The 22,937-nt window shown below is 73.2% G+C and carries 17 protein-coding genes and 3 pseudogenes; 12 read left to right on the top strand and 8 right to left on the bottom strand.

The features are described 5' to 3' along the window. The first annotated feature begins 708 nt into the window (after window positions 1-708). Window positions 709-2,002 (top strand): annotated as a pseudogene (locus tag D6270_RS09185) (MFS transporter). 114 nt (window positions 2,003-2,116) lie between these two features. Here the strand turns inward: D6270_RS09185 and D6270_RS33625 are convergent. Next, window positions 2,117-2,362: an SDR family oxidoreductase gene (locus D6270_RS33625; RefSeq protein ID WP_239476889.1), complete on the bottom strand. Its 246-nt coding sequence runs from the start codon at window positions 2,360-2,362 to the stop codon at window positions 2,117-2,119. Between D6270_RS33625 and D6270_RS33930 the strand changes: the two genes are divergently transcribed. Beyond that, window positions 2,336-2,944 carry a TetR family transcriptional regulator C-terminal domain-containing protein gene (locus D6270_RS33930; RefSeq protein WP_391039299.1) on the top strand — a complete coding sequence of 203 codons (609 nt, stop codon included), beginning with the start codon at window positions 2,336-2,338 and terminating at the stop codon, window positions 2,942-2,944. The two genes, D6270_RS33625 and D6270_RS33930, sit on opposite strands and share 27 nt — an antisense overlap. Here D6270_RS33930 and D6270_RS09170 read toward each other — a convergent pair. Together D6270_RS09170 and D6270_RS09165 are read right to left on the bottom strand one after the other, a co-directional pair. Next, on the bottom strand, window positions 2,844-4,472 hold the full coding sequence (locus D6270_RS09170; RefSeq protein WP_109165865.1) for a carboxyl transferase domain-containing protein: 1,629 nt from the start codon (window positions 4,470-4,472) through the stop codon (window positions 2,844-2,846). The two genes, D6270_RS33930 and D6270_RS09170, sit on opposite strands and share 101 nt — an antisense overlap. Continuing rightward, the gene (locus D6270_RS09165; RefSeq protein WP_109165866.1) at window positions 4,462-5,937 is read right to left on the bottom strand and encodes an acyl-CoA synthetase; all 1,476 of its coding nucleotides are present in this window, start codon (window positions 5,935-5,937) and stop codon (window positions 4,462-4,464) included. The genes D6270_RS09170 and D6270_RS09165 overlap by 11 nt, the downstream gene beginning before the upstream one ends. A gap of 312 nt (window positions 5,938-6,249) precedes the next feature. Between D6270_RS09165 and D6270_RS09160 the strand changes: the two genes are divergently transcribed. From D6270_RS09160 to D6270_RS09130, 7 genes and pseudogenes are all read left to right on the top strand, one after another. After that, a complete protein-coding gene (locus D6270_RS09160) occupies window positions 6,250-6,753 on the top strand; it encodes an RNA polymerase sigma factor (protein WP_225976798.1) in 504 nt (167 codons plus the stop codon). A gap of 8 nt (window positions 6,754-6,761) precedes the next feature. Further along, the gene (locus D6270_RS09155; protein ID WP_109165868.1) at window positions 6,762-7,580 is read left to right on the top strand and encodes a zf-HC2 domain-containing protein; all 819 of its coding nucleotides are present in this window, start codon (window positions 6,762-6,764) and stop codon (window positions 7,578-7,580) included. Then, a complete protein-coding gene (locus D6270_RS09150; protein ID WP_109165869.1) occupies window positions 7,577-8,410 on the top strand; it encodes an ABC transporter ATP-binding protein in 834 nt (277 codons plus the stop codon). The genes D6270_RS09155 and D6270_RS09150 overlap by 4 nt, the downstream gene beginning before the upstream one ends. Continuing rightward, window positions 8,407-9,804 carry a hypothetical protein gene (locus tag D6270_RS09145; RefSeq protein ID WP_109165870.1) on the top strand — a complete coding sequence of 466 codons (1,398 nt, stop codon included), beginning with the start codon at window positions 8,407-8,409 and terminating at the stop codon, window positions 9,802-9,804. The genes D6270_RS09150 and D6270_RS09145 overlap by 4 nt, the downstream gene beginning before the upstream one ends. Then, a complete protein-coding gene (locus D6270_RS09140) occupies window positions 9,801-10,364 on the top strand; it encodes a hypothetical protein (RefSeq protein WP_109165871.1) in 564 nt (187 codons plus the stop codon). The genes D6270_RS09145 and D6270_RS09140 overlap by 4 nt, the downstream gene beginning before the upstream one ends. Before the next feature lie 262 nt (window positions 10,365-10,626). After that, entirely contained in the window at window positions 10,627-13,107 is a 2,481-nt protein-coding gene (locus D6270_RS09135) for a PQQ-dependent sugar dehydrogenase (RefSeq protein ID WP_109165872.1), read from the top strand. Continuing rightward, window positions 13,104-15,271 (top strand): annotated as a pseudogene (locus tag D6270_RS09130) (ThuA domain-containing protein). The gene D6270_RS09135 and the pseudogene D6270_RS09130 overlap by 4 nt, the downstream one beginning before the upstream one ends. Window positions 15,272-15,340: 69 nt before the next feature. Here D6270_RS09130 and D6270_RS09125 read toward each other — a convergent pair. Beyond that, a complete protein-coding gene (locus tag D6270_RS09125; protein ID WP_109165874.1) occupies window positions 15,341-16,573 on the bottom strand; it encodes a nitrate/nitrite transporter in 1,233 nt (410 codons plus the stop codon). Between the two features lie 127 nt (window positions 16,574-16,700). On the opposite strand from D6270_RS09125, the gene D6270_RS09120 reads away from it, so the two are divergent. Beyond that, on the top strand, window positions 16,701-17,132 hold the full coding sequence (locus D6270_RS09120) for an Lrp/AsnC family transcriptional regulator (protein WP_109165875.1): 432 nt from the start codon (window positions 16,701-16,703) through the stop codon (window positions 17,130-17,132). A gap of 20 nt (window positions 17,133-17,152) precedes the next feature. On the opposite strand, the gene D6270_RS09115 is transcribed toward D6270_RS09120, so the two are convergent. From D6270_RS09115 to D6270_RS09105, 3 genes and pseudogenes are all read right to left on the bottom strand, one after another. After that, window positions 17,153-18,664: a sensor histidine kinase gene (locus tag D6270_RS09115; protein WP_109165876.1), complete on the bottom strand. Its 1,512-nt coding sequence runs from the start codon at window positions 18,662-18,664 to the stop codon at window positions 17,153-17,155. A gap of 5 nt (window positions 18,665-18,669) precedes the next feature. Then, window positions 18,670-19,707, bottom strand: a complete 1,038-nt coding sequence (locus D6270_RS09110) for a rod shape-determining protein (protein ID WP_109165877.1) — start codon at window positions 19,705-19,707, stop codon at window positions 18,670-18,672. Window positions 19,708-19,852: 145 nt separating this feature from the next. Continuing rightward, window positions 19,853-20,414, bottom strand: a pseudogene (locus D6270_RS09105) (hypothetical protein). Window positions 20,415-20,538: 124 nt separating this feature from the next. Between D6270_RS09105 and D6270_RS09095 the strand changes: the two are divergent. Beyond that, window positions 20,539-21,255, top strand: coding sequence for an SCO2400 family protein (locus tag D6270_RS09095; protein WP_204117137.1), 717 nt, complete (start codon window positions 20,539-20,541; stop codon window positions 21,253-21,255). A 24-nt stretch (window positions 21,256-21,279) separates the two neighbouring features. Here D6270_RS09095 and D6270_RS09090 read toward each other — a convergent pair whose 3' ends face one another. Next, window positions 21,280-21,705 (bottom strand): MarR family winged helix-turn-helix transcriptional regulator, encoded by a 426-nt coding sequence (locus tag D6270_RS09090; protein WP_109165879.1) that lies wholly within the window; start codon window positions 21,703-21,705, stop codon window positions 21,280-21,282. Window positions 21,706-21,822: 117 nt separating this feature from the next. Between D6270_RS09090 and D6270_RS09085 the strand changes: the two genes are divergently transcribed. Further along, window positions 21,823-22,842, top strand: a complete 1,020-nt coding sequence (locus D6270_RS09085; RefSeq protein ID WP_109165880.1) for an NADP-dependent oxidoreductase — start codon at window positions 21,823-21,825, stop codon at window positions 22,840-22,842. Window positions 22,843-22,937: the final 95 nt, after the last annotated feature.

Genomic DNA, 22,937 nt, shown 5'->3' with positions numbered 1-22,937 from the left:
GGTCTGCCGCTCACTCCACCGGGCCGGGCCAGGCTGAGGACCAGCTTGCCGTCCACGGACAGGTTGCAGCGGATCGTTCCGCCGTTCGGCTTCTGAATAGCCGTCGAGAGGGCCTTGCCGCCGCGCAGAGCTGCCTTCACCAGTGCGGGGTCGACGGTGATCCAGCACAGTGAGGTGGGCACGGTGCAGGCCTTCTTGGGCGGTTCGTCGCCGGAGCACGCCGGCAGGGTGACGGCGAGAGCGACGGCGGCCGGCAGGGAGACCACCGTGCCGATGAGCCCGGTGACGCCGAAGAGTTCCGCGGGCAGACAACGCGAGAAGCCCTTCGACGTGAGGGCGGGAAGACGCGGCAGGCACCGTCCCCGGGCATGCGGCCAGAGTGGTTGTGGAGGCCTCGGGAGTGGCCCGGCTCCCTGCCGAGCACGCACGAGGGCGGCGCCGAAGTGGCGCCGCCCTCGATGGTTCAGGGGGTAGTGGATCAGGCGAAGCTCTTGACCGCCTCGTCCTCATCGATGTGCATCACGTCGGACGGAAGCTCCACGGCGTTTCCACCCATGTGTGCCCTGCGCCCGGTGCTCCGCCGACGACCTCGGCAAGGCTATGCGGGCGCCCGGTGCGGATTTCCGGGGATATCTCGCCGTCCACACGGATGGGCCAGCTACTTCCGGACATGGCCCATGTGCGCTGTCCGGGTGGTGGGCCGCCCCGATGGGCCGGAAAGAGGCGCGGCTACCATCCCCTGTGACCGAAACGAGCGAACCACCTGTACACCGCACCCGGATATTCGCCGACCTGACCCCGCTGCGGGCCTACCCCGACTACCGGCGGCTCTGGTTCGGGAACACCGTGTCCTGGATCGGGCAGGGGATGACGGCCCTCGCCGTCTCGCTCCAGGTCTACGACATCACCGGGTCCGCGTTCTCCGTGGGGCTCATCGGGTTCTGTTCGCTCGTGCCGCTCGTCGTGTTCGGGCTCTACGGCGGCGCCGTCGCCGACACCGTCGACCGGCGCAAGCTCGGGCTGTTCAGCGCCGCCGGGTCGTTCTCGCTTGCCCTCGTCCTGGCGGCCGCCACCTTCGCCGGGATCGAGAACGTCGGCCTGCTGTACGCGATCGTCGCCCTCCAGGCCGTCTGCTTCGCGCTCAACGCGCCCGCCCGCTCCTCGATGATCGCCCGGCTGCTGCCGCCCGAACAGCTGCCCGCCGCCAACGCGCTGAGCTCCATGACCAGTACGACGGGCGCGCTCGTCGGGCCGATGCTGGGCGGGCTGATCGTCGGCTGGTGGGGGTACCGCGCCGCGTACACCGTCGACGCCGTCACCTTCACCGCCTCCCTCTACGCGATGTGGCGGCTGCCCTCGATGCTGCCCGACCGGGAGGAAGGGGCGCACAAACGGGCCTCCGTACTGGACGGGCTGCGGTTCCTGGCGGGCCGGCCCAATCTCCGGATGACCTTCCTGACCGACCTGTGCGCCATGGTCCTCGCCCACCCCCGGGCGCTCTTCCCGGTCGTCGCGATCCTCTGGTACGGAGGTGACGCCCGGACCACCGGCATGCTCGTCGCCGCCCCGCGCTCGGGGCGCTCCTCGGCGGGGTCTTCTCCGGATGGCTCGGCCGCATCCGGCTGCACGGCCTCGCCGTCCTGCTGGCCGTCGGCAGCTGGGGCGCCGCCATCGCCGTCTTCGGGCTCACCCGGCACCTCTGGCTCGGGCTGCTCTTCCTCGCCCTCGCCGGGTGCGCCGACACCGTGTCCATGGTCTTCCGCAACACCATGCTCCAGGCGGCCGTACCCGACGAGATGCGCGGCCGGCTCCAGGGCGTCTTCATCGTCGTCGTCGCGGGCGGGCCCCGGCTCGGCGACTTCCTGGCCGGCTCGGTCGCCGACCTCACCTCACCGCCGTGGCCGTTGTCGGCGGAGGCGCCGCCTGCGTCGTCGCCGTCTCCCTGCTCGCCCTGAAGTGGCGCGGCTTCGCCCGCTACGACGCCCGGGACCCGCAGCCGTAGCGCCTTCCTCCCGACGACGTCGGGGGCCCGGTCCCGTAGAGCCTCGTGCGCTCCGAGGCCGCGGCCCGTAGCCGTAGCGTACGAACCGCGCCATCAGGCCGACGTACGGCTCCGTCAGGCCGTGTACCCGCCGTCCACCGCCAGCGACGTGCCGGTGATCCACCGGGCGTCCGGGCCCGCCAGGAGGGCCACGGCCCCCGCGATGTCGGCGCCGGCGCCCATGACCTTCGCGGCCGTCCTCAGGCGCTCCGCCTCCGCCACCTCCGGGTTCATGTCGGAGACCGTGGGGCCGGGGTCCACGGTGTTCGCCGTGATCCCCTTGGGCGCCAGGTCATGAGCGAGGCCCTTGACGGCCTCCACAACACCTTCGGCTCGAAGGAGGAGTTGTTCCGGGAGGCCGTGGACCTCTACGGCGCCACCGCGGGATCGTCGACCGGCCGTGCCCTGCGGGAGGAGCCGACGGCCCGGGGCGCCGTCGAGGCCATGCCGCGCGGCAACACCGCCCTCTTCGCCGACCCGGGCACCCCCAGTGGCTGCATGATCGTCCTCGCGGCCACCAACTGCTCCCAGCAGAACCGAGAGGTCGCCGAGCATCTGGCCGGGTGTCGCAGGGCGGTGGTCGCGGAGCTGGAGGCGCGGTTGGAACGGTCGGTCGAGGAAGGGGAGTTGGGGGGCGACACCGACGTCCGCTCCGTCGCCGCCTTCTACGCGACCGTCCTCCACGGGCTCTCCGTCGAGGCGCGCGACGGCGTGTCCCTGGAGCGCCTCGCCGCCACCGTGGAACAGGCCGTCGCCCTCTGGGACACCCTGGTGCGGAGGGCGGCCCCTCGGTCAGCGCCTCCTAGGTCACGATGGAGCGGGCGATGCCCAGTTCGACCAGGTCCTGCGGCCGCAGGCGGAGCTGGTCGGCGGTGGCGCCGGTCTCGGACGGCGGCCGCTTGAGGATCGCGGCCGCGAGCTCGGGGGCGATGACGGAGAAGTAACTGTCCGCCGTCACATGGGTGTTGCCCGGCGCCGCGAGGGCCAGCGCACCGCCCGAGCCGCCCTCGCCGATCACCAGCGTCGTCACCGGGACCCGGGCCGCCGCGATCGCCGCGAAGGTGTCCGCGATGGCCGCGCCCGCGCCCGCCCGTTCCGCCTCGGCGTCGTTGGCGGCGCCCGGGGTGTCGACCAGGGTGAGGACGGGGACGCCGAGCCGGTCCGCGAGCCGGATCGTGCGGGCCGCCGCGCGGTACCCGGCCGGGCGGGTCGGGGTCCCGCACTGCGCGACGTACGCCACCGGCTGCCCGTCCGCGCGCAGCCCGAAGCCGGTCAGCAGCCCGGGATCCGTACCGCCGCACCGGTCCCCGTGGAGGGGGAGCCGTACGGTGAAGTAGTCCGCCAAGTACGCTTCCGCGCGCGGGCGTTGCGGGGAGCGGGCCCGCACCACCGCCTCCCGGCCGGTCCCCGGCAGCCTGGGGGAGGCGGGCGCCTGGGCGCGGGGAAGGGGCGCTGCGGCGGGGCCACCCTCAGGGGCAGCGGCCTCGGCCCGGTGCACCTCACGCGTCCCGGCCCGCGCCGGAGACGCCTCCGACCTCTCGGCTCGGTCCGCTCCATGCGCCTCGACCCCCGCCCCAGATGCCTCATATCCTTCGGCCTCGGCCCGGGCTGCTTCACAGGTCTCGGCCCGCGTCCGAGATGGCTCATACCCCTCGGCCCCGGCCGCTTCGCACGCCTCGGTCCGTGCCGGGATCGCGGCGGCGCGCGAGGCGTCGTGCGGTCCGGGGGAGCCGGTCCGCACGTCCGCTCCCAGCGCCCGCAGCCACAGCCCCACCGTCCCCCGCAGCTCCCCGGCCGGGACCACCGCGTCCACCTGGCCCGCCGCGAACTGGCCCTCCGAGCCGTACGCGTACGGGTCCGCGTCCGGCGGGCGTACCCGGGATCCGGCGAACCCGACCTGGGCGCCCGGCAGGGCCAGCACCACATCCGCGCCCGCGCCCACCGTGGCCCAGCCGCCGCCGGTCGTGGGGTCGCGGACCACGGCGATCTGCGGGAGCCCCGCCGCCCGCAGCCGGGTGGAGGCGGCCGCCACCCGCTGGAGCTGGGTCAGCGCGACCATGCCCTCCTGCATCCGGCTGCCACCCGTGGCGACGAGCGCGACCAGCGGGAGGCGCCGGGAGAGCGCCAGTCCGTACGCGGCCCCCAAGCGGTCTCCCGTCAGCTGCCCCAACGACCCGCCGAGGAAGCCGAACTCGAAGGAGAGCAGGACGCATGCGCGGTCGCCGACGGCCCCCGTCCCGTACACCACGGACTCGTCCTCGCCCGTCCGCTCCGCCGCCCGCTCCCGTGCCGCGTCGTACCCCGCCCAGCCGAGCGGACCGTCCGGCGGCAGGGTGCGCGGCGGCGGGCGGTGCTCGGTGAGGTCCGCGCCGCCCGTGAGCAGCGCGATCGCCTCCCGGGCCGTCATCCGGGCCGAAGGCTCAGCGGGCATGGAGCGACCTCTTCATGATCTTGCCCAGGTCGTTACGGGGCAGCGCGTCCAGGAAGCGCACCGTGCGCGGGCGCTTGTGCGGGGCCAGCTGGGACGCCACATGGTCCGCCAACTCTTCGGCGAGGGGTGGAGAGTCCGGGTCGGCCGCGACCACCCAGGCCACGACCCGCTCACCGAGGTCCGCGTCCTCCTCGCCCGTCACGGCCGCCTCCCGGACTCCGGGGTGGCCGAGGAGCACGTTCTCGATCTCGCCCGCGCCGATCTTGTAGCCGCCGCTCTTGATCAGGTCGGTGGCCTTGCGCCCGACGATCCGTACGTATCCGTCGTCGTCCACCGTGCCGACATCGCCCGTACGGAACCAGCCGTCGGCCGTGTGCGCGGCGGCGGTGGCGTCGGGACGGTTCAGATAGCCGGTGAAGAGGTTCGGGCCGCGCACCTGGATCTCGCCGATCGCCTCCGTGCCGTCCAGCACCGTGCCGTCCTCCTCCACCAGGCGCAGCTCCACCCCGGCGAGCGGCGGGCCGACCGTGCCCGGGCGCGGTACGCCGTCCGCCCGGATCCCCGTGTTCATCAGGGTCTCCGTCATCCCGTACCGCTCGATCACGCGCCGCCCGGTCGCCGCCGCGATGCGTTCGTGATCGTGCACGGGGAGCGCCGCCGAACCGGAGACCAGCAGCCGCGCCCCGCTCAACGCCCCTGCCAGCGCGTCCCGTTCGGCCCCACCCGCCGGGGCGTCCAGCACCTCGGCCAGCCGGTGGTACATCGTCGGTACGCCGAACAGCATCGTGCCCCCGGAGCCGAGTTCACGGGCCACCCCCTCGGGTGAGAACTTCCCCAGATGGCGCAGGGAGCCGCCCCGCCGCAGCGGCCCGAGCACGCCCAGGATCAGCCCGTGGACGTGGAACAGCGGCAGCGCGTGCACCAGGACGTCGTCACCGGTCCACCCCCAGGCGTCCTCCAGCGCGTCCAGCGACGCGGCGATCGCCCGGCGGGGCAGAACGGCTCCCTTGGGCGGGCCGGTGGTGCCGGAGGTGTAGACGATCAGGGCGGGGGCCTCGGGGTCCTCCTCTCCCGCCGCGTGGTCGGCCGTGCTCGCGAACGCCCGTGCGTCGACCGCCACCCGGTGCAGCTTCTCCAGCGCCGGGGGCAGTTCGTCGTCCGGACCCGCCAGCACGGCGGTCGGCTCGCTGTCGGCCAGGATGTGCGCCAACTCGCGTTCGCCCGTGCGGGGGTTGAGCGGCACGGCCCCCACCCCGGCCCGCAGCGCCGCCACCACCGCGATCACCGTCCCCGGTGTCGGAGTGGCCCAGACGGCGACCCGGCCCGCCTCCGCGATTCGCGCGGCGAGGACGGTGGAGGCGGCGGCCAGCTCGCCGTACGTCAGGGAGAGGTCACCGAAGCGGACGGCCTCCCTGGAGGCTGCCGGGCCGGTGGGGGACTGGAGCGCGGGAAGAAGGGAGGTCACGCCCGGAAGCTTAGGGGGCGCTCCCGCGATCGGGCAGAGCGCGCGGGCCCCGGCGCCGTACTTGTCCGCCGGAGGCCGCGCCCGGGTCCGCGGAGCCGGTCCCCGCGGCGTCGGCCGCTCGGGCACCGCCGTCGGCCGCCACGCTCCGCCGGTCCGGCGGAGCGTGGCGGCATCGGGGCGACGCACCCCTCCACCGATGTGACCGGCATCACAGAAAAGGGAAAACCTGGGGCCGGACCCGCGCGTCTAGCAGGTGTGAGAGCACGTGGAAAGCCACTGGATCAGCTGGATGAGGAGCAACTCGTCCGAAGAGTGAGCAGGGGTGACCTGGCCGCCTTCGAGGAGCTGTACCGGCGCACCTCGCCCTGGCTCGCGACGCGCCTGAGACGGCGCTGTGCCGACGAACAGATCGTCGCCGAGGTCATGCAGGAGACCTACCTGGCCGTCTGGCGCGCGGCAGCGGGCTTCGCCGGAGTCGTGGCGGGGGGAACGGCGGTCGGCTGGCTCTGGACGATCGCGGCCCGGCGCCTGGTCGACGCCTTCCGTCGCCGGGCCCACCACGCCTCGCCGCCCGTCGCGGCCGCGCCGGAGCCGACCGCGCCGGCCGCCGAGGAGGAGGCGCTGAGCGCACGGGTCGGCGGGGACATCGGCGACGCGTTGAGCTCGCTCGCCCCGGAACTGCGCGCGGTGTTGCGGGCCATGGTCCTGGACGGCCTCACGGTCCGTGAGACCGCCGTCCTGCTGGGGCTGCCCGAGGGCACCGTCAAAACCCGCGCGCGCCGGGCCCGAATCGCCATGCGGAGGGCACTGACATGAGCACTGACATGAGCAAGGAACACGCATCACCCCGCACCATCGCCGCCTATGTGCGGGGCGACACCGGCCTCCCCGCCGACGTCCTGTGGGCGGTGGAGTCCCATCTGGAGGCCTGCGCCGGCTGCCGCCGGCTGCTCTCGGAGACCGTCGCCGACCAGGCGCCCGACGTCTCGGCGCTCACCCGGAAGGTGTGGACGGGACTCGCCTCCGAGCTGGCGGCCCCGGCCACCCGGTCGCGGCAGCGCCGCGGCCGGATGCGGCCGGCGCGCTGGCTGACCCCGGCGATGGTGCCGTGGCTGGCCACGGGGGTGGGCCTGACCGGGATCGCGCTGCTGATGGACCTGGCCGGAGCCCGCTCCGGCGGGGTCTCTCCCGTCCTGCTGATCGCCCCCCTGCTGCCCGTGCTCGGTGTGGCCGTGTCCTGGTCCCGGGGGACCGACCCGGCTCACGAACTGACGGCCTCGACCTCCCTGGCCGGACTGCCCCTGGTCCTGCGGCGGACCGCCGCGGTGCTCGCCGTGGTGATCCCCGCCCTCTGGGCCTCCGGCTGGGCGACCGGGGCGGGGGCGGCGCAATGGCTGCTGCCCTGCCTGGGGTTCACCACGCTGACCCTGGCCCTGGGCACCGTCATGGCGGTGACCCGCGCCGCCGTGCTCCTCTCGGCTCTCTGGGGGGCGGCGGTCGTGGTCCCGGCCCTGGCCACCGGCCACACCGGATACCTCCTCACGAGCACCGGCCTGCCCCTGTGGGCCGGGGTGCTCGTCCTCTCCTCCGGCGTCGTGATCGGCCGGCGGAACACCTACGCCCGTCTGGGGATCGGCCGATGACCGACCGGAAGGAACAGCGCATGCCCACGCCCGCGGCACGAGCCGCCGACCTCGCTCCGAACACGTACGCCTGGGAGATCCAGGCCACCGGACTGAGAGTGAGGGTCGGCCGGAGGAAGATGGCGGTCGACGGCCTCGACCTGGCCCTCGGCACCGGTGTGCACGGGCTGCTCGGCCCCAACGGCGCCGGCAAGACGACCCTCATCCGGACGCTGGCGACCGTCCTGCGCCCCACCGAGGGAAGTCTGACGCTGCTGGGCGAACCGGCCGACGGCGGCAGCGGACAGCGCGCTCTGCGCCGCAGGCTCGGATACCTCCCGCAGGAGTTCGGCTACTACAAGCGGTTCACCGTCCGCGAGTTCGTGGCGTACATGGCCTGGCTGAAGGAGGTGCCGAAGGCCGACGTCCCCGCCGCCGTGCAGCGCGCCGTGGAACGCGTCGGGCTCGCCGAGCGCGCCGACGACAGGATGAAGACCCTCTCCGGGGGCATGGTGCGCCGCGTCGGCATCGCCCAGGCCATCGTCAACGACCCCGCGATCCTGCTGCTGGACGAGCCGACCGCCGGCCTGGACCCGGCGCAGCGGGTCCGGTTCCGTGACCTGCTCCAGCAGCTGGGCACGGACACCTGCGTCCTCGTCTCCACCCACCTCGTCGAGGATGTCGCGGCCGCCTGCACCGACGTGGTGCTCTTCGCCGAGGGGCGGCTCGTCTTCCAGGGGACACCCGACGAGCTCGCCGCCGCCGGCGGCCCGGAACACGTCGGCGACAGCCCCCTGGAGCGCGGCTACTCGGCCCTGCTGCGCACCGGCCGGGATGGGGGGAACTGGTGAACACCGCTCCCCTCCGCACCGAACTCAGACGGTCGATCGCCCCCTGGGCCGCCCTCGCCCTCCTGGCGGGCGGCATCGCCTACCTGTATCTGCTGGACGGCCCCTGGGCGAAGCGCACCACGGCATGGACCGCCCAGTGGACGGCACTGGCCCTGTGGACCCGCTCCCTGCTCGTCATCCTCTGGCCCGTCGTCGTGGGGCTCGGGGCCCTGCAAGGGCTGCGCGACCACCGCTCGAAGGCGTCGGAGCTGCTGGCGAGCACGTCCCGGCCCCTGCTCCACCGCACGGCCGTTCTCGCGGGTGCGCTGGTCCTCGCGCTCGTCACCGCCTTCGCGCTGATCGTCCTGTCCGGTGCCGTGCAGGTCGCGGGCAACACCTCCTACCTCCACCTGCGCTGGGTGCCGATCGTCCTGGTCGGCGTGCTCGCGCTGGCCGCCGGTGCCCTGCTGGGCCTGGGGACCGGCAGAGCTCTGCCGTCCCCGTTCACCCCGCCCGCGCTCGCCATGGCCGCCTTCGCGTTCACCGTCCTCCTGGGCGACCTGCTCGGGCAGCGGCAACTGGTCACCGAGCAGGGCATTCCGTACACCGAGCCCAACCAGCTGTCGCTGCTGTCACCGGCGGTGGCCGAGGTACGGGACGTGCTGACCACCCTGGCGCCCGCCGTCCATCTGGGGCAGGGCGTCTGGTGGCTAAGCATGGCCGCCACCGGACTCGCCCTCCTGATGACCTCCACCCCTCGCGGCAGGCTCCTGGCCGGTGTTCCCCTGCTGGCCGGGCTGGTCATCGCGCTGGCCGTGCTCCCCACCGACCTCCGACGGATGTACGTCGCCGACGGGGCCGCCGCCGAGCTGGTGTGCGAGGGCCCGGTCTGCGTCTCCCGGGTCCAGCGCCAGAAGCTCGCCGACCTGACCGGGCCGGCCGGCACGGCGCTCTCCCTGCTCGAACGGAAGCTGGGCCCGGGCGCGCCCCGCACCGTTCGGGAGAACACCGGTTCCCCCACGATCGGCTCCCCGGAGGCATGGTCGTCCGACGCGGTGGTCTTCCGCTTCGACGACGCCCTCTTCACCGGGGCGCACGGGGAGCGGCTGACCCAGGCGTTCGTCGCCCAGGGCCTGATGCCCGGGTGTTCCGTCCTTCCCGCTTCCTGGGGCGGGTCCGTGGTCGTCGACGAGGCCATCGCGCAGTACGTCACGACCCGCTGGGTGACCGGCCGCCCGGAGCCCCTTCCCGGTGCCCTCTCCACCGGACAGACCGGCCGGGCCGAGACGGTGTGGCGGGTCTTCGCGGCTCTGCCGCCCGCCGAACAGCGCGCCCGCGTCCGTACGATGCGCGAGGCCACCCACTCCTGCCAGGGCGAACCCCTCGCCGCGCTGGAAGGCGGTTCCGCCCGATGAGCCCGGTCCTGCTCTACGCGCGATCACGCCACGTACCCGCCTCGGCCCTCGCCGTACTGGCCGGAACCGTGCTCCTGTGGGCGTTCACCCACGACGGGGGCGGCAGCGCCGCCGACCCCAGGACCGGGGCGTTCGTCCTGGCCCTCGGCGCGATGGCCGCCTCCGTCGGATTCGGCGGCCAGGACCAGGCGTTGGACCGGACAGCCGCGATCCGCTGGTGGCCACGGCGTGCGGCCCACGTGCTGGCCGCCGCGACGGCCGTCGCGGCGGCGGTGACGGCGGCACAGGCGCTCGGGGATTCCGGGACCGCGCTCGCCCTCACCGTCCGGAACTCCTTCGGACTCACCGGCCTGGCCGCCATCGGCGCCGTCCTCGCGGGCGGGGCGTACGCCTGGGCACTGCCGTTCGGCTGGCTGCTCCTCGCCTTTGTCGCCCCGCCCTCGACGGAGGTGGCCGCCTGGATGCTCATGCCCGCCGGTACGGGGGCGAGCACGGGGACGGCCTTCGTCCTCGCCACTGTCGGCACCGTCTCCTACGCTCTCGCCGGACCGAGGCGGTAGGCCCGAGTGCGGCGGTGAGCCCGATGTGGCGGGGCCCGGGGCCCCGCCACATCGCTGCACGGAGCACCGAACCGCAATTTTGACACGACCTTGACAAATTAATTTTGCGTTGCCAGCATGCAAAAAGCCTGCCCCACAAGGCCGTTGGAGCGCTCTCCGAAAGTAAGAAGCCGCCCGCGCCCAGGCCACCTGCACGTCGCAAAGCGCGACCGCGCCTTGCCTGACAGACCCCACGTACCGTCAGGAAGGAACACCCGTACTTATGTCACCCGCACCCCCACGCTGGTCCGGATACGCCACCGCGCTCGCCGCCCTGCTGGCCGCCGCCCTGGCCGTCCCCACCGCCACGGCCGCCGACCCCGACGCCCGCGCCCCACGCGTCGCGGCCGACATCCCCGCCGCCGACTACCAGCAGGTCCAACTCGCCCTCGGCCCGGCCGAACTGGGCGAGGCCATGTCCCTCGCCGTGCTGCCCGACCGGTCCGTCCTGCACACCGCCCGTGACGGCACGCTCCGCCTCACCGACGCGGCCGGGTCGACGAGGACGGCAGGGAGACTCGACGTCTACACGCACGACGAGGAAGGGCTCCAAGGCGTCGCCGCGGACCCGGACTTCGCGGCCAACCGGTACGTCTACCTCTACTACTCGCCCGCCCTGGACACCCCGCCCGGCGACGCCCCCACCACCGGATCCGCCGCCGACTTCGAGGCGTGGAAGGGGCATCTGAACCTCTCGCGCTTCGTACTCAAGGCCGACGGAACGCTGGACACCGCCAGCGAGAAGGTCCTCCTCGAAGTCGAGAGCGACCGGGGCCAGTGCTGCCACGTCGGCGGGGACATCGACTTCGACGCCGCCGGGAATCTGTATCTGACCACCGGCGACGACACCAACCCGTTCGAGTCCAGCGGCTACGCGCCCATCGACGAACGCACGGACCGCAACCCGCAGTTCGACGCCCAGCGCTCCTCCGGCAACACCGACGACCTGCGCGGCAAGCTCCTGCGGATCACGCCGACCGCCGACGGCGGCTACACCGTCCCGGCGGGCAACCTCTTCGCCCCCGGCACCGCGAACACCCGCCCCGAGATCTACGCGATGGGCTTCCGCAACCCGTTCCGGATGTCCGTCGACCGCGAGACCGGGGCCGTCTACATCGGCGACTACGGGCCTGACGCCGGGACCACCGACCCGGACCGGGGACCCAGCGGCCAGGTCGAGTTCAACCGCGTCACCGAGCCCGGCAACTTCGGCTGGCCGTACTGCACCGGCACCAACACGCCCACGGAGACGTACGGCGAGTACACCTTCCCCAGCGGTCCCGCAGGCGCGAAGTACGACTGTGCCAACGGCCCGGCCAACAACTCCTTCCGCAACACCGGCCTCACCACGCTCCCTCCCGCCCAGCCCGCCTGGATCCGGTACGCGGGTGACGAGGGCTCCCCGCCGGAGTTCGGCAGCGGTTCGGAATCCCCGATGGCCGGTCCCGTATACAACTTCGACCCGGACCTCGACTCGGCCGTGAAGTTCCCCGCCTCCCTCGACGGCCGGTTCTTCGCCACCGAGTACGGCCGCCGGTGGATCAAGCCCGTGGAGGTGAAGGCCGACGGGTCCCCCGGCACCATCGACACCTTCCCGTGGACCGGCACCCAGGTGATGGACTCCGCCTTCGGACCTGACGGGGCGCTGTACGTCCTCGACTACGGGACCGGCGCGGGCAACCAGGCGCTGTACCGCATCGAGTACCTCGCCGGCAGCAACCGCTCCCCGGTCGCCCGGGCCGCCGCCGACAAGACCTCCGGGCCCACCCCGCTCGCGGTCTCCTTCTCCTCGGCCGGCAGCAACGACCCCGAGGGCGGAGACCTCACCTACGCCTGGGACTTCGGCGACGGAGCCACCTCCACCGACGCCAACCCCAGCCACACCTACACCACCGCCGGGACCTACACCCCGACCCTCACCGTCACCGACCCCGAAGGGCTCACCGGCACCGCGAGCCTGGTGGTGACGGCGGGCAACACCGCGCCCACGGTCACGCTCGACACCCCCGCCGACGGCACCCTGTTCTCGTTCGGCGACTCCGTCCCGTTCACCGTGACCGTCAGCGACCCCGAGGACGGCACGATCGACTGCTCCAAGGTCAAGGTCACCTATCTCCTCGGCCATGACAGCCACCGCCACCAGATCACCTCGAAGAACGGCTGCTCCGGCACCATCGACGTCCCCGTCGACGGCGAGCACGACAGCGCCGCCAACATCTACGGGGTCTTCGACGCCGAGTACACCGACGCGGGCGGGCTGACCACCCACAGTGACTCGATCCTCCAGCCCCGCCACCGCCAGGGCGAGCACTTCTCCGCCCAGTCCGGTATCGAGGTCGCCTCGCACGGGCCCGCCGAGGGCGGCGCCACCGTCGGCTACACCGACGACGGCGACTGGATCTCCTTCGAGCCGTACGTCCTCTCCGACGCCACCTCCGTCACGGCCCGGGTCGCCTCCGGCGGCGCGGGCGGCACCCTGGAGCTGCGGGCGGGCTCGCCCACCGGCACCCTCCTGTCCACCCTCACCGTCGCCCCGACCGGCGGCTGGGAGGACTTCGTGGACGTCACGGCGGACGTGGGCAACGCCCCCGCGGGACCCATCGAGCTCTTCCTCGTCTTCAAGGGCCCGACGGGCCAGGGCAACCTCTTCGACCTGGACGCCTTCACCTTCACCACACAGGGAGCAGAGGTGAGCAACCGATGAGACGATCCCGCATCCGCCGCCTGGCCTGCGCCGCCGCCCTCGCCCTGGGGGCCGCCCTCCTCGGCCCGGGCGTCCCCGGCGCGGCCGCGGCCGCCGACCCGTACCAGGTCCTGGTCTTCTCCAAGACCGCCGGGTTCCGCCACGACTCCATCCAGGCGGGCATCACCGCCCTCCAACAGCTGGGCGCGGCCAACGACTTCACCGTCACCGCCACCGAGGACGCGACCGCCTTCACCCCGCAGAACCTCGGAGAGTACGAGGCCGTCGTCTTCCTCTCCACCACCGGCGACGTCCTGGACGACACCCAGCAGAACGCCCTCAAGGGGTACGTCGACGGGGGCGGCGGCTTCGTCGGCGTCCGCGCGGCGGCCGACACCGAGTACGACTGGCCGGAGTACGAGGACCTCGTCGGCGCCTGGTTCAAGAGCCACCCGGCGGTCCAGGAGGCCCGCCTCACCACCGAGGACCACGTCCACCCGGCCACCGCGCACCTGGACGACACCTGGACGCGGACCGACGAGTGGTACGACTACCGCTCCAACCCGCGCGGAGACGTCCACGTACTGCAGTCGCTGGACGAATCCAGTTACAGCGGCGGCGAGATGGGCGGCGACCACCCCATCACCTGGTGCCACCCGCAGCAGGACGGCCGCTCCTTCTACACCGGCCTCGGCCACACCATCGAGTCCTTCGCCGACCCGGACTTCCGCCAACTCCTCCTGGGCGGTATCCGGTACGCGGCCGGAGCGGTCGAGGCGGACTGCTCTCCCACCGGTGACCCGGACCCGGGTGGTGACAGCGCCGAGGCGGAGGCGTACACCTCCTCCTCCGGCGTCCAGGCCGCCCCGCACGCGGCGGCGAGCGGCGGCGCCACCCTCGGCCACATCGACGACGGAGACTGGGCGGGCTACGCCACCCTCGACCCGGCCGGGGCCACCGCCTTCACCGCCACCGTCTCCTCGGCCGGTGCGGGCGGCACCGTCGAGGTCCGCGCCGGCTCCGCCACCGGGCAGCTCCTCGGCTCGGTGGCCGTCGCCCCGACCGGCGGCTGGGACACCTTCACCGAGGTCACCACCGCCCTGACGGCCGCCGCACCGGGCGCGGGCCCGCTCTTCCTGCGGTTCACCGGGGGAGCGGGCGCCCTCTTCGACGTCGACCGCTTCACCCTGACCCGCGCCCCGGCCACCGAGGCGGGCGGCTCGTCCGACGTCCACCTCTTCTACTACCCCTGGTACGGCACCCCGGAAGGTCCGGCGGGGAGCTGGCGCCACTGGCAGCAGGGCGGCCACACCCCGCCCGACTCCATCGGCGCCGACCTCTATCCCAAGCTCGGCCCGTACGACTCCGGGGACATCAGCGGAGCCGTCGACCAGCACATGGAGTGGGTGAACCGGTCCGGCGCGGGCGTCATCGTCTACAGCTGGTGGGGGCAGGGGAGTTACGAGGACGGCCTCGCCGGTGACGTGATGGACGCCGCCGCGCGGCACGGCATCGAGGTCGCCTGGCACATCGAGCCGTACAACGGCCGTACCGCCGCCTCCGTCGTCGACGACATCGCCTACCTGGAAGGGGAGTTCGGCCACCATCCGGCGTTCTACCGGGACGCTTCACACGGCGACCGCAACGCCTACTACATCTTCGAGAGCCTGAAGATCCAGGACTGGTCGGCGCTGGACGCCGTCAAGGACACCGCCGTCGTCCTCGCCCAGACCACCGACACCTCCAAGGTCGCCCACTTCGGCGGGATCTACACCTACGACGGCATCGCGGGCGCCACCGCCCCCGGCTGGAAGCAGGCGGGCGACTACGCCAAGGCCAACGGCCTGGTCTGGGCCCCCTCGGTCGCCCCCGGCTACCTCGACGACCGGGCCGTCCCCGGCAACACCACCCCACCCTGGGCCGCGCGGACGGCGCCTCGTACGACCGCCAGTGGACCAACGCCCTGGACCCGGCCGTCGGCGGTGACCCGACCTGGGTCTCCGTCACCTCGTTCAACGAGTGGCACGAGGGCAGCTCCATCGAGCCGGCCGCCTCCGACCCGCCGCCGGGCCACGGCTACCAGACCTTCGAGGGCGCCTACGGCAAGACCGGGGCGGCCGCCGAGACGGCCTACCTGGACCGGACCGCGTACTGGGCGGACCGCTTCGGACAGCGACGCCGATAGCCCTTCCCGGGCCCTCGCGCGAACGGCCGCGTTCCGGCGGGAACGCGGCCGTTCTTCCCTGCCCGGGTCTCACCCGTCGCGCTGGATGTTCCGCATCCGTCCGTACGCGTAGACACACCCCGCCAGCGCCAGATCCGACAGGAGCATGAAGCCGATCGCGTAACTGTCCTTGGCGCTGTAGATCGCCCCCATCACCAGCGGCGGTACGAAGCCGCCGAGCCCGCCCATCGCGCCGACGATGCCCGTCACACTGCCCACCTTGGCCTGCGGGGTCACCTGCGAGACCAGGGCGAACACACTGCCGCTCGCCGTGCCGAGCCCCGCCGCCATGGCCAGCAGAGCGATGGTGCCGACCGGGTTCAGGGGCGGCTCGAAGGCCTGGACGATCGCCATCAGGGCCGCCAGCAGCAGTGCGCCCGAGGTCACCAGCGCCGGGTGGATCCGGTCCGAGAGCCAGCCGCCGATCGGCCGGAAGACCACCGTGACCAGCGCGAACCCGGCCGCCTTGGTGCCCGCCTCGGTCGGTGACATCTCGTACCAGGTCTTCAGATACGTCGGCAGATAGACCCCGAACGCCACGATCCCGCCGAAGCCGATCGCGTACAGCGCCGACAGCTCCCAGGTCACCCGCAGCTTCCCGGCCTCCCCGAGCCGGTGCACCAACGTGTCCGTGGGGATCTTCCGGTCGGGGTGGTCGCTGACCAGGACGGCGGCGAGCAGCGCGAAGACGACCAGCGCGCCCGCCACCACGAGGAACGGCAGGTTGTCGCCGTGCTTGGCGATGCGCGGGGTGAAGTAGCCGGAGAGCGCCACCCCGCCCATGCCCATCCCGAACACGCCCAGCGCGAATCCCCGCTTGGCAGGCGGGAACCACGAGTTGACCAACGGGACACCGATCGCGAACGTCGTCCCGCCGAGCCCCAGCAGGAAGCCGACCGCGATCATCGCCCCGTACGAGTTCTTCGCCGGGATCAGCAGCAGCACCGGCACGATGGTCAGCGCCGACACCAGCGGGAACATCAGCTTCGCGCCGTACTTGTCGGTCAGCGCGCCCACCGGGATCCGGCCGAGCGAGCCGACGAGCACCGGCACGGCCACCAGGAACGACTGCTGGAACGAGCTGAGCCCCAGCCGGTCCTTGTAGTCCGCGGACATCGGCGCGACCAGGTTCCACGCCCAGAAGGTGAGGGCGAAGCCGATCGTGGCCATGACGAGATTGCGGTACGCGGCCGGGGAGGGCGCGGCGGGCGCCGCAGCGGGGGCGTCCGGGGGCTCGGGGGACTGCTTGACGGCGGTGTTCACACGACAAGTCAAGGACGCGGGGGAGCGCACGGCCCGCCGGGCTGCGCCGACCGGGCGACTGCGGGTTTCTCTCGGCCGGTACGCGCTCTCATCAGCCGATACCGCCGCAAGCTGGGACAATCGCGGTATGGATCGGCTGGACAGGGAAATCCTCGGCATTCTCCAGGAGGACGCGCGGATCTCGTACCGGGATCTGGGCGTACGGGTGGGCCTCAGCGCCAACGCGGCGGGCGACCGGGTCCGCCGTATGCGCAAGGACGGGGTGATCCGCGGCTTCACCGTCATCGTCGACCCGGCCGCCGACACCCGTTCGGGCCTGGTCGTCTTCATCGATGTGACGTTGCGCCTCGACACGACGAACGAGGAGTTCGAACGTTCGGTGCTGATGCTGCCCGGGATCACGGAGGTGGTGCATGTGACCGGCGGCCACGACTATCTGATCCGCGCCACGGCGGCCGACCCGGTGGCGCTGGACTCGCTGCTGCGGCGGCTGAAACAGGAGGCGGGCGTGGCCCACTCCACCACCCGGATCGCGCTGCGGGCGGCCCCGAAGCACTGATCGCACCTGCCCGGCGGTGCTCACAACGGCGCCTGCCAGGTCACCGTCGTCGACCGGCCGCCCTCCTCGTCCCGCCCGTCGTCCGCCACCACCAGACGCACCGCGCTCCGCCCGTCGGGCAGCCGCACCGTCGCGTCCACCGCCACGTCGATCGCCGAGACCCCGGGCCTGCGGTGGGCGGCGGCCAGCGCCCCGCGCAGCGCCGCCAGCAGCTCCCGGCCCGTCTCCTCGCCCACCAGCGCGTCCACCGCCCCCGTGAAGTGCACCGACGGCGGAAAGTCCAGCAGCGCCGCCGCGCCCCCGGTCTCCCGCAGGACCAGGCCCCGGAAGGTGCTCGGGGCCTCGGCGGGCGGCTGCTGGAGGGCGAAGATCGCGGTGCGGACCTCCTGGATGGTGGAGTCCAGCTCGTCCACGGCCCGGCCGATCAGCTCACCGGCCCCTTCCCCGCCCGCGGCCTGCTCACCCGTGGTCCGCCGGCGCGTCGACTCCAGCATCATCTCCGTCGCGAAGAGCCGCTGGACCACCAGGTCGTGCAGGTCACGGGCGATCCGGTCACGGTCCTCGTACACCGCGAGCTGCTCCCGGTCCGCCTGCGCGTCGGCCATCACCAGCGCCAGGGCCGCCTGTGAGGCGAACTGGGTCGCGAGCAGCCGGTCGACCGCCGTGTACGGGGGTGCGCCCCGCCGCCGGGGCAGGGCGAGGGTGCCGATGAGCCGGCCGCCGCTCTGGAGCGGCAGCATCATGCTGGGCCCGAACCGGGACCGTACGTCGGTGGTCATCCGGGGGTCGGTGGCGGAGTCGTCGATGAAGACGGGCTCGCCGCCGAGGAGCTGGACCAGGACGGGGGAGCCCGGCGCGATGGTCGCGCCGACGATGCCCGCCGGGTCGTCGAGGGTGGAGGCGGTCACGATCTCCATCCCGCCCGCCTCCGTCGGCTGGAGGATCACCCCGGCCGAGGCGCCGGCGAGCACCCGGGCACGTTCGGCCACGGTCATCAGGGCGTCGGCCGCGTCGGTCCCGGTCAGCAGGGCCGTGGTGACGGCGGCCGCCCCCTCGATCCACCGCTCGCGCTGCCGGGCGCTCTCGTAGAGCCGGGCGTTGCCGATCGCGATGCCCGCCTGGGAGGCGAGCACGTGTAGCAGGGCCCGGTCCGTCTCGCTGAAGGGGCCGGAACTCTTCTCCGTGAGGCAGAGGTGGCCGAAGAGTTCGGTGTGCACCTGGATCGGGGCCATGAGGAAGGCCCGCTCCGGCAGCCCGTCCGGCTCCCGGCCGCCGCCCTCGGACAGGAGCCCGGCCCGGCCCTCCGGGAGGAGGCGTCCGATGTGCTGCCGCTCCGCCTCGGTCATCCCGGTCGTGTAGAGGGCCTCGGTCCGGTCCTGGTCGGGCTCCAGCACGCCGAGGGCCCCGTAGCGGGCCCCCGTCAGCGCGCTCGCGGTGTCCACGATCTGCTGGAGGGTGGCCCGGAGCCCGAGGTCGCTGCCGATGCTGAGGACGGCCTCCAGCAGGAGCGGCAGCCGGTCGACGCGGGTCAACGGGACTAGCCAGCCAGCGGGTTGAGGACCATCGGCTGGATCTTTCCGTCCAGCATCGCACCGAGGCCGAGCACCGAGCACACATCCGGGCGGTCGGCGATGTGCACCGGCATGCCGGTCGCGTCGCGGAGCATCTCGTCGAGTCCCGGCAACAGCGCGCTGCCGCCCACCATCATGATCCCGCGGTCCGCGAGGTCGGCCACCAGGTCGGGCGGGCACTCCCGCAGCACCTTGCCGACCCCGTCGAGGACGGCGGTGAGCGGGGTGTGGATGGCCCGCCGTACGGCGGCGGTGTCGACCTGCACCGAGCGGGCCAGGCCGGTGGCGACGTCCCGCCCGTGGATGTCGGTCAGGGCGGGGCCGGTCAGCTGGAGGCCGTTGCCGTGCAGTGCCAGTTGCAGCGGGCGCACCGACTGGCTCGGCAGCAGCAGCGCGTGGTGCTGGCGCAGGTACTGGATCACCGCCTCGTCGATGGCGTTGCCGCCGACCGGGATGCGGACGGCCGTCACGATGGAGCCGAGCGAGAGCACGGCGATCTGGGTGGTCGCCGCCCCGCACGCCATGATCATGGTCGCGGTCGGCTGCTCCACCGGCAGCCCGCAGCCCGCAGCCGCCGCGATCAGGGTGTCCACCAGCTCGACCCGCCGGGCGCCGAGCCCGGTCAGCGTCTCCACCGTGGCGCGCCGGGCCAGCGGGTCGGCCTCGTGGGGGATGCAGGCGGCCGCCCGCAGCCGCGGCTTGCGGCGCAGCTGGCGGCGGAGCTTGTCACCGAGGAGGTGGCGCAGCATCCGCTGGGCCATCTCGATGTCGACGACGGTCCCGCCGGAGACCGGGCGGACCACCCGGATGTACTCGGGGGTGCGGCCGGTCATCTGCTCGGCGAGCACGCCGACCGCGATGAGCGATCCGGTACGGGTGTTGACTGCGGCGACGCTCGGTTCGTCGACGACGAGCCCGAGCCCCTTGACATACACACGGGTCCTCGCGGCCCCGAGATCGACGGCGATGTGGCAACGCTGCAGCTGATCAAGGCTGACGGTCACGGCAGGTTCTCCCGAGAGCGCGGATGGGGGTACCGGCGGGAGCCGGCCTCTCATCGCATCGTCGCGTTCCCGGCCGGGGCGCGCGCGCTGGGATGCGCCGTACGAGGGGGAGGAGCTGACGCCCCGCCAGCTGCCGCCCGGGGCCTCACCCCGGCAGCAGCCGCTGGAACAGCCCCCAGGTGAACTCGGCGACGTACGCCTCCCCGCTGTCCGGGTCGGTGAGGGCCAGGGCCCAGCGGGTCGGCGCGCTGCCCTCCATCGGCCGCGCCGGGGGGAACGCCCGGGCCACCTCGTCCACGGTGCACGACCAGGGGCGCAGCGAGGGTACGGAGGTGAGCTCGGGGCCCGCCGCGCCCGGGGCCCGGACGAGCCACTCGTTCCACACGGCCCCGCCCGGCCCGGCCATCACCTCGAACCGGAGGTCCGGCCAGAGCGGCACCGGCCAGAGCAGCGCCTCGCACTCCAGGTCGCCGACCCTGCGCTTCAGCGTCAGCTCCGGCTCGCCGAGCACCGAGCGGTAGCGCCGCAGCGATCCCCGCCCCCGGGGCGCGCGGACCATGGCCTGCCAGCGGCGGTTGGCCTCCCGCATATCGGCGAGCGAGGCGCTCAGCTCCTGGCGCGCGTCCTCGACCCGACTGGTGGTCGGCCATCCTGCGGAGCAGGACGAGCTGGAACTCGCGGGGGCCGAAGGGGGTGGGAGCGGTCATGCCGCCCATCTTCCCGCAGGTCAGGCGTATCGGACCGGCTGTTGGCGGAATCCGGCGTTCCTCACAGGATCCTCACCTGGGCCGCTTCCTCTGCTGATCTGCGCATGTCTAATCTGCGGGCGCCATGGATTACTGCCACCCGTGCCGACGGCATCTCAACGGAGCCCTGGCCTGCGCCGGGTGCGGAACTCCCGCCGAGGCACTGGGCCCCTTCGCGGTGCCCGCGCCGACGCCCGCGGGGCAGGCGCGGGACGCCTCCGAGGGAGCCGCGGCGCCCGCTCCCGCGACCCGTTCCCGCCGGCGTGCGCGGGGCAGCCACCGCAGACGCGGCCGTACGGTGCTGCTCGCGGTGGGCGGTCTGGTCCTGGCGGCGGGTGCGCTGAGCCTGGCGGAGCTGGCGATGGAGCCGGGCGGCCGGGACGACGCCGCCGCCGACTTCGTACAGGACGCACCGCGCGGCCCCGAGGAGACCGTGCCGGACTCCGCGTCCGGTGGCGGGGCGCCGCAGGACCCGGGCCCGGTCACCTCCGGCGTGGGCGAGCCCGAGGACCCCTCCCCGTCGGGCAGCGCCTCGGCGTCCGGCCCCTGGGAGTCGCCCAGCCCCGATGCCTCCACCGTGCCCACGACGTCCTCGGCCCCGGAGCCGGACGAGGCGACCGCCTCACCCGGCTCCACTCCGGGCCCCTCCGACAGCCCGCCCGCCGACCCGCCGGGGCCGGGCGAGCCGGAGGAGCCGCCGACGGCACCGGCGCCCCCGCCGCCGGACGACCCGTCCGGGTCCCCGACGCCCACCCCGACCCCGTCGCCGACCTGCACGCCGTTCCTCTGGTGGTGCCGGTGAGGGCCCCGCGCGGGCGCTGAGGCGTTACCCCTCGCCCAGCATCCGCCGCAGCAGATCCCGTAGCGCCGTCCGCTCCGCCTCCGACAGCCCGGCCAGCGGCTCCCGGGCGAAGTTCAGCGAGTCCCGCAGCTGCCGTGCCGTCCGCACGCCCGTCTCCGTCGCGGCGGCCACCTTCACGCGGCGGTCGACCGGGTCGGGCCGGCGTTCGACCAGGCCGCGGGTCTCCAGCCGGTCGACGATGCCGGTCACGTTCGACGGCTCGCACTTCAGCTTGACGGCGATCTTCCGCATCGGGGTCGGCTCCAGCGCGAGCAGCCCGAGGACCCGCGCCTGCGCCCCGGTGAGGGAGTGCTCGGCGGCGGCCCGGTCGTACTCCTCGTGGTAGCGCGCCACGACGGTGCCGATGAGGTCGACGACCTCAAGGGTCAGGGGGTCTGTACGGGTGGCCATGGAGACCAGCGTACCGAGTTACTTGACAATATGAAATATTCAGGTGCACGGTTGTTTCATGTCATGAAGCTTTTCCGTAAGGCTTCCCCCGTAGGACATTGAGGAGAACCCGAGCCCATGTCTGCAGCACTTCCCACGTCCAGCCGCGAATGGCACCTCGTCGCCCGCCCCCACGGCTGGCCCAAGGCCGAGGACTTCGCGCTGCGTGAGGCCGCCGTGGCCGCTCCGGCCGAAGGCCGCATCCTCGTCCGCAACAAGTTCTTCTCGGTCGACCCGTACATGCGCGGCCGGATGAACGACGTGAAGTCGTACACCCCGCCCTTCCAGCTGGACCACCCGATGGAGGGCGGCGCGGTCGGCGAGGTCATCGCCTCGAACGCCGAGGGCTTCGCGGTGGGCGACCACGTCCTGCACGGCCTCGGCTGGCGCGAGATCGCCGACGTGCCCGCCAAGCACGCGGTGAAGGTCGACCCCGACCTCGCCCCGCTCTCCGCCTACCTCGGCGTGCTCGGCATGACCGGACTCACCGCCTACGCGGGCCTGTTCGACGTCGCCTCCTTCAAGGAGGGCGACGCGGTCTTCGTCTCCGGCGCCGCCGGTGCCGTCGGCAGCCAGGTCGGCCAGCTCGCCAAGCTCAAGGGCGCCTCCCGGGTCATCGGCTCCGCCGGCTCCGACGAGAAGGTCAAGCTCCTCACCGAGGAGTACGGCTTCGACGCCGCGTTCAACTACAAGAACGGGCCCGTCCGCGACCAGCTCAAGGAAGCCGCCCCCGACGGCATCGACGTCTACTTCGACAACGTCGGCGGCGACCACCTCGAAGCGGCGATCGGCGCGCTCAACGTGCACGGCCGCGCCACCATCTGCGGCATGATCGCCCAGTACAACGCGACCGAGCCGACCCCCGGCCCGCGCAACATGGCGCTGATCATCGGCAAGCGGCTGCGGCTCCAGGGCATGCTCGTCGGCGACCACGCCGACCTCCAGCCGAAGTTCGTCGAGGAGGTCGCCGGCTGGCTGGCCTCCGGCGAACTGAAGTACCGCGAGACGACGGTCGAGGGCATCGAGAACGGTTACGACGCGTTTGTCGGCCTCCTGCGCGGTGAGAACACCGGGAAGATGATCGTTTCGCTCGTCTGACCCGCCCCCGGCCGCTCCCGGTCACGCGTTAGGCTCGTCCCAGGCCGTCGCGGTCGTGGGCGCGAGTCGCGGCGCACCAACAGGAGGAACCCTCA

The organism is Streptomyces griseus subsp. griseus, assembly GCF_003610995.1.
Classification (GTDB): domain Bacteria; phylum Actinomycetota; class Actinomycetes; order Streptomycetales; family Streptomycetaceae; genus Streptomyces.
The sequence above is the reverse complement of the archived record's forward strand: the minus strand, read 5'-3'. Positions and strand labels throughout refer to the sequence as shown.

Coding starts and splice junctions, on each gene's coding strand:
- D6270_RS33930 (WP_391039299.1), top strand. CDS start 2,336: ATGAGCGAGGCCCTTGACGGCCTCCACAACACCTTCGGCTCGAAGGAG.
- D6270_RS09170 (WP_109165865.1), bottom strand. CDS start 4,472: ATGCCCGCTGAGCCTTCGGCCCGGATGACGGCCCGGGAGGCGATCGCG.
- D6270_RS09155 (WP_109165868.1), top strand. CDS start 6,762: ATGAGCAAGGAACACGCATCACCCCGCACCATCGCCGCCTATGTGCGG.
- D6270_RS09150 (WP_109165869.1), top strand. CDS start 7,577: ATGACCGACCGGAAGGAACAGCGCATGCCCACGCCCGCGGCACGAGCC.
- D6270_RS09140 (WP_109165871.1), top strand. CDS start 9,801: ATGAGCCCGGTCCTGCTCTACGCGCGATCACGCCACGTACCCGCCTCG.
- D6270_RS09135 (WP_109165872.1), top strand. CDS start 10,627: ATGTCACCCGCACCCCCACGCTGGTCCGGATACGCCACCGCGCTCGCC.
- D6270_RS09120 (WP_109165875.1), top strand. CDS start 16,701: ATGGATCGGCTGGACAGGGAAATCCTCGGCATTCTCCAGGAGGACGCG.
- D6270_RS09095 (WP_204117137.1), top strand. CDS start 20,539: ATGGATTACTGCCACCCGTGCCGACGGCATCTCAACGGAGCCCTGGCC.
- D6270_RS09090 (WP_109165879.1), bottom strand. CDS start 21,705: ATGGCCACCCGTACAGACCCCCTGACCCTTGAGGTCGTCGACCTCATC.
- D6270_RS09085 (WP_109165880.1), top strand. CDS start 21,823: ATGTCTGCAGCACTTCCCACGTCCAGCCGCGAATGGCACCTCGTCGCC.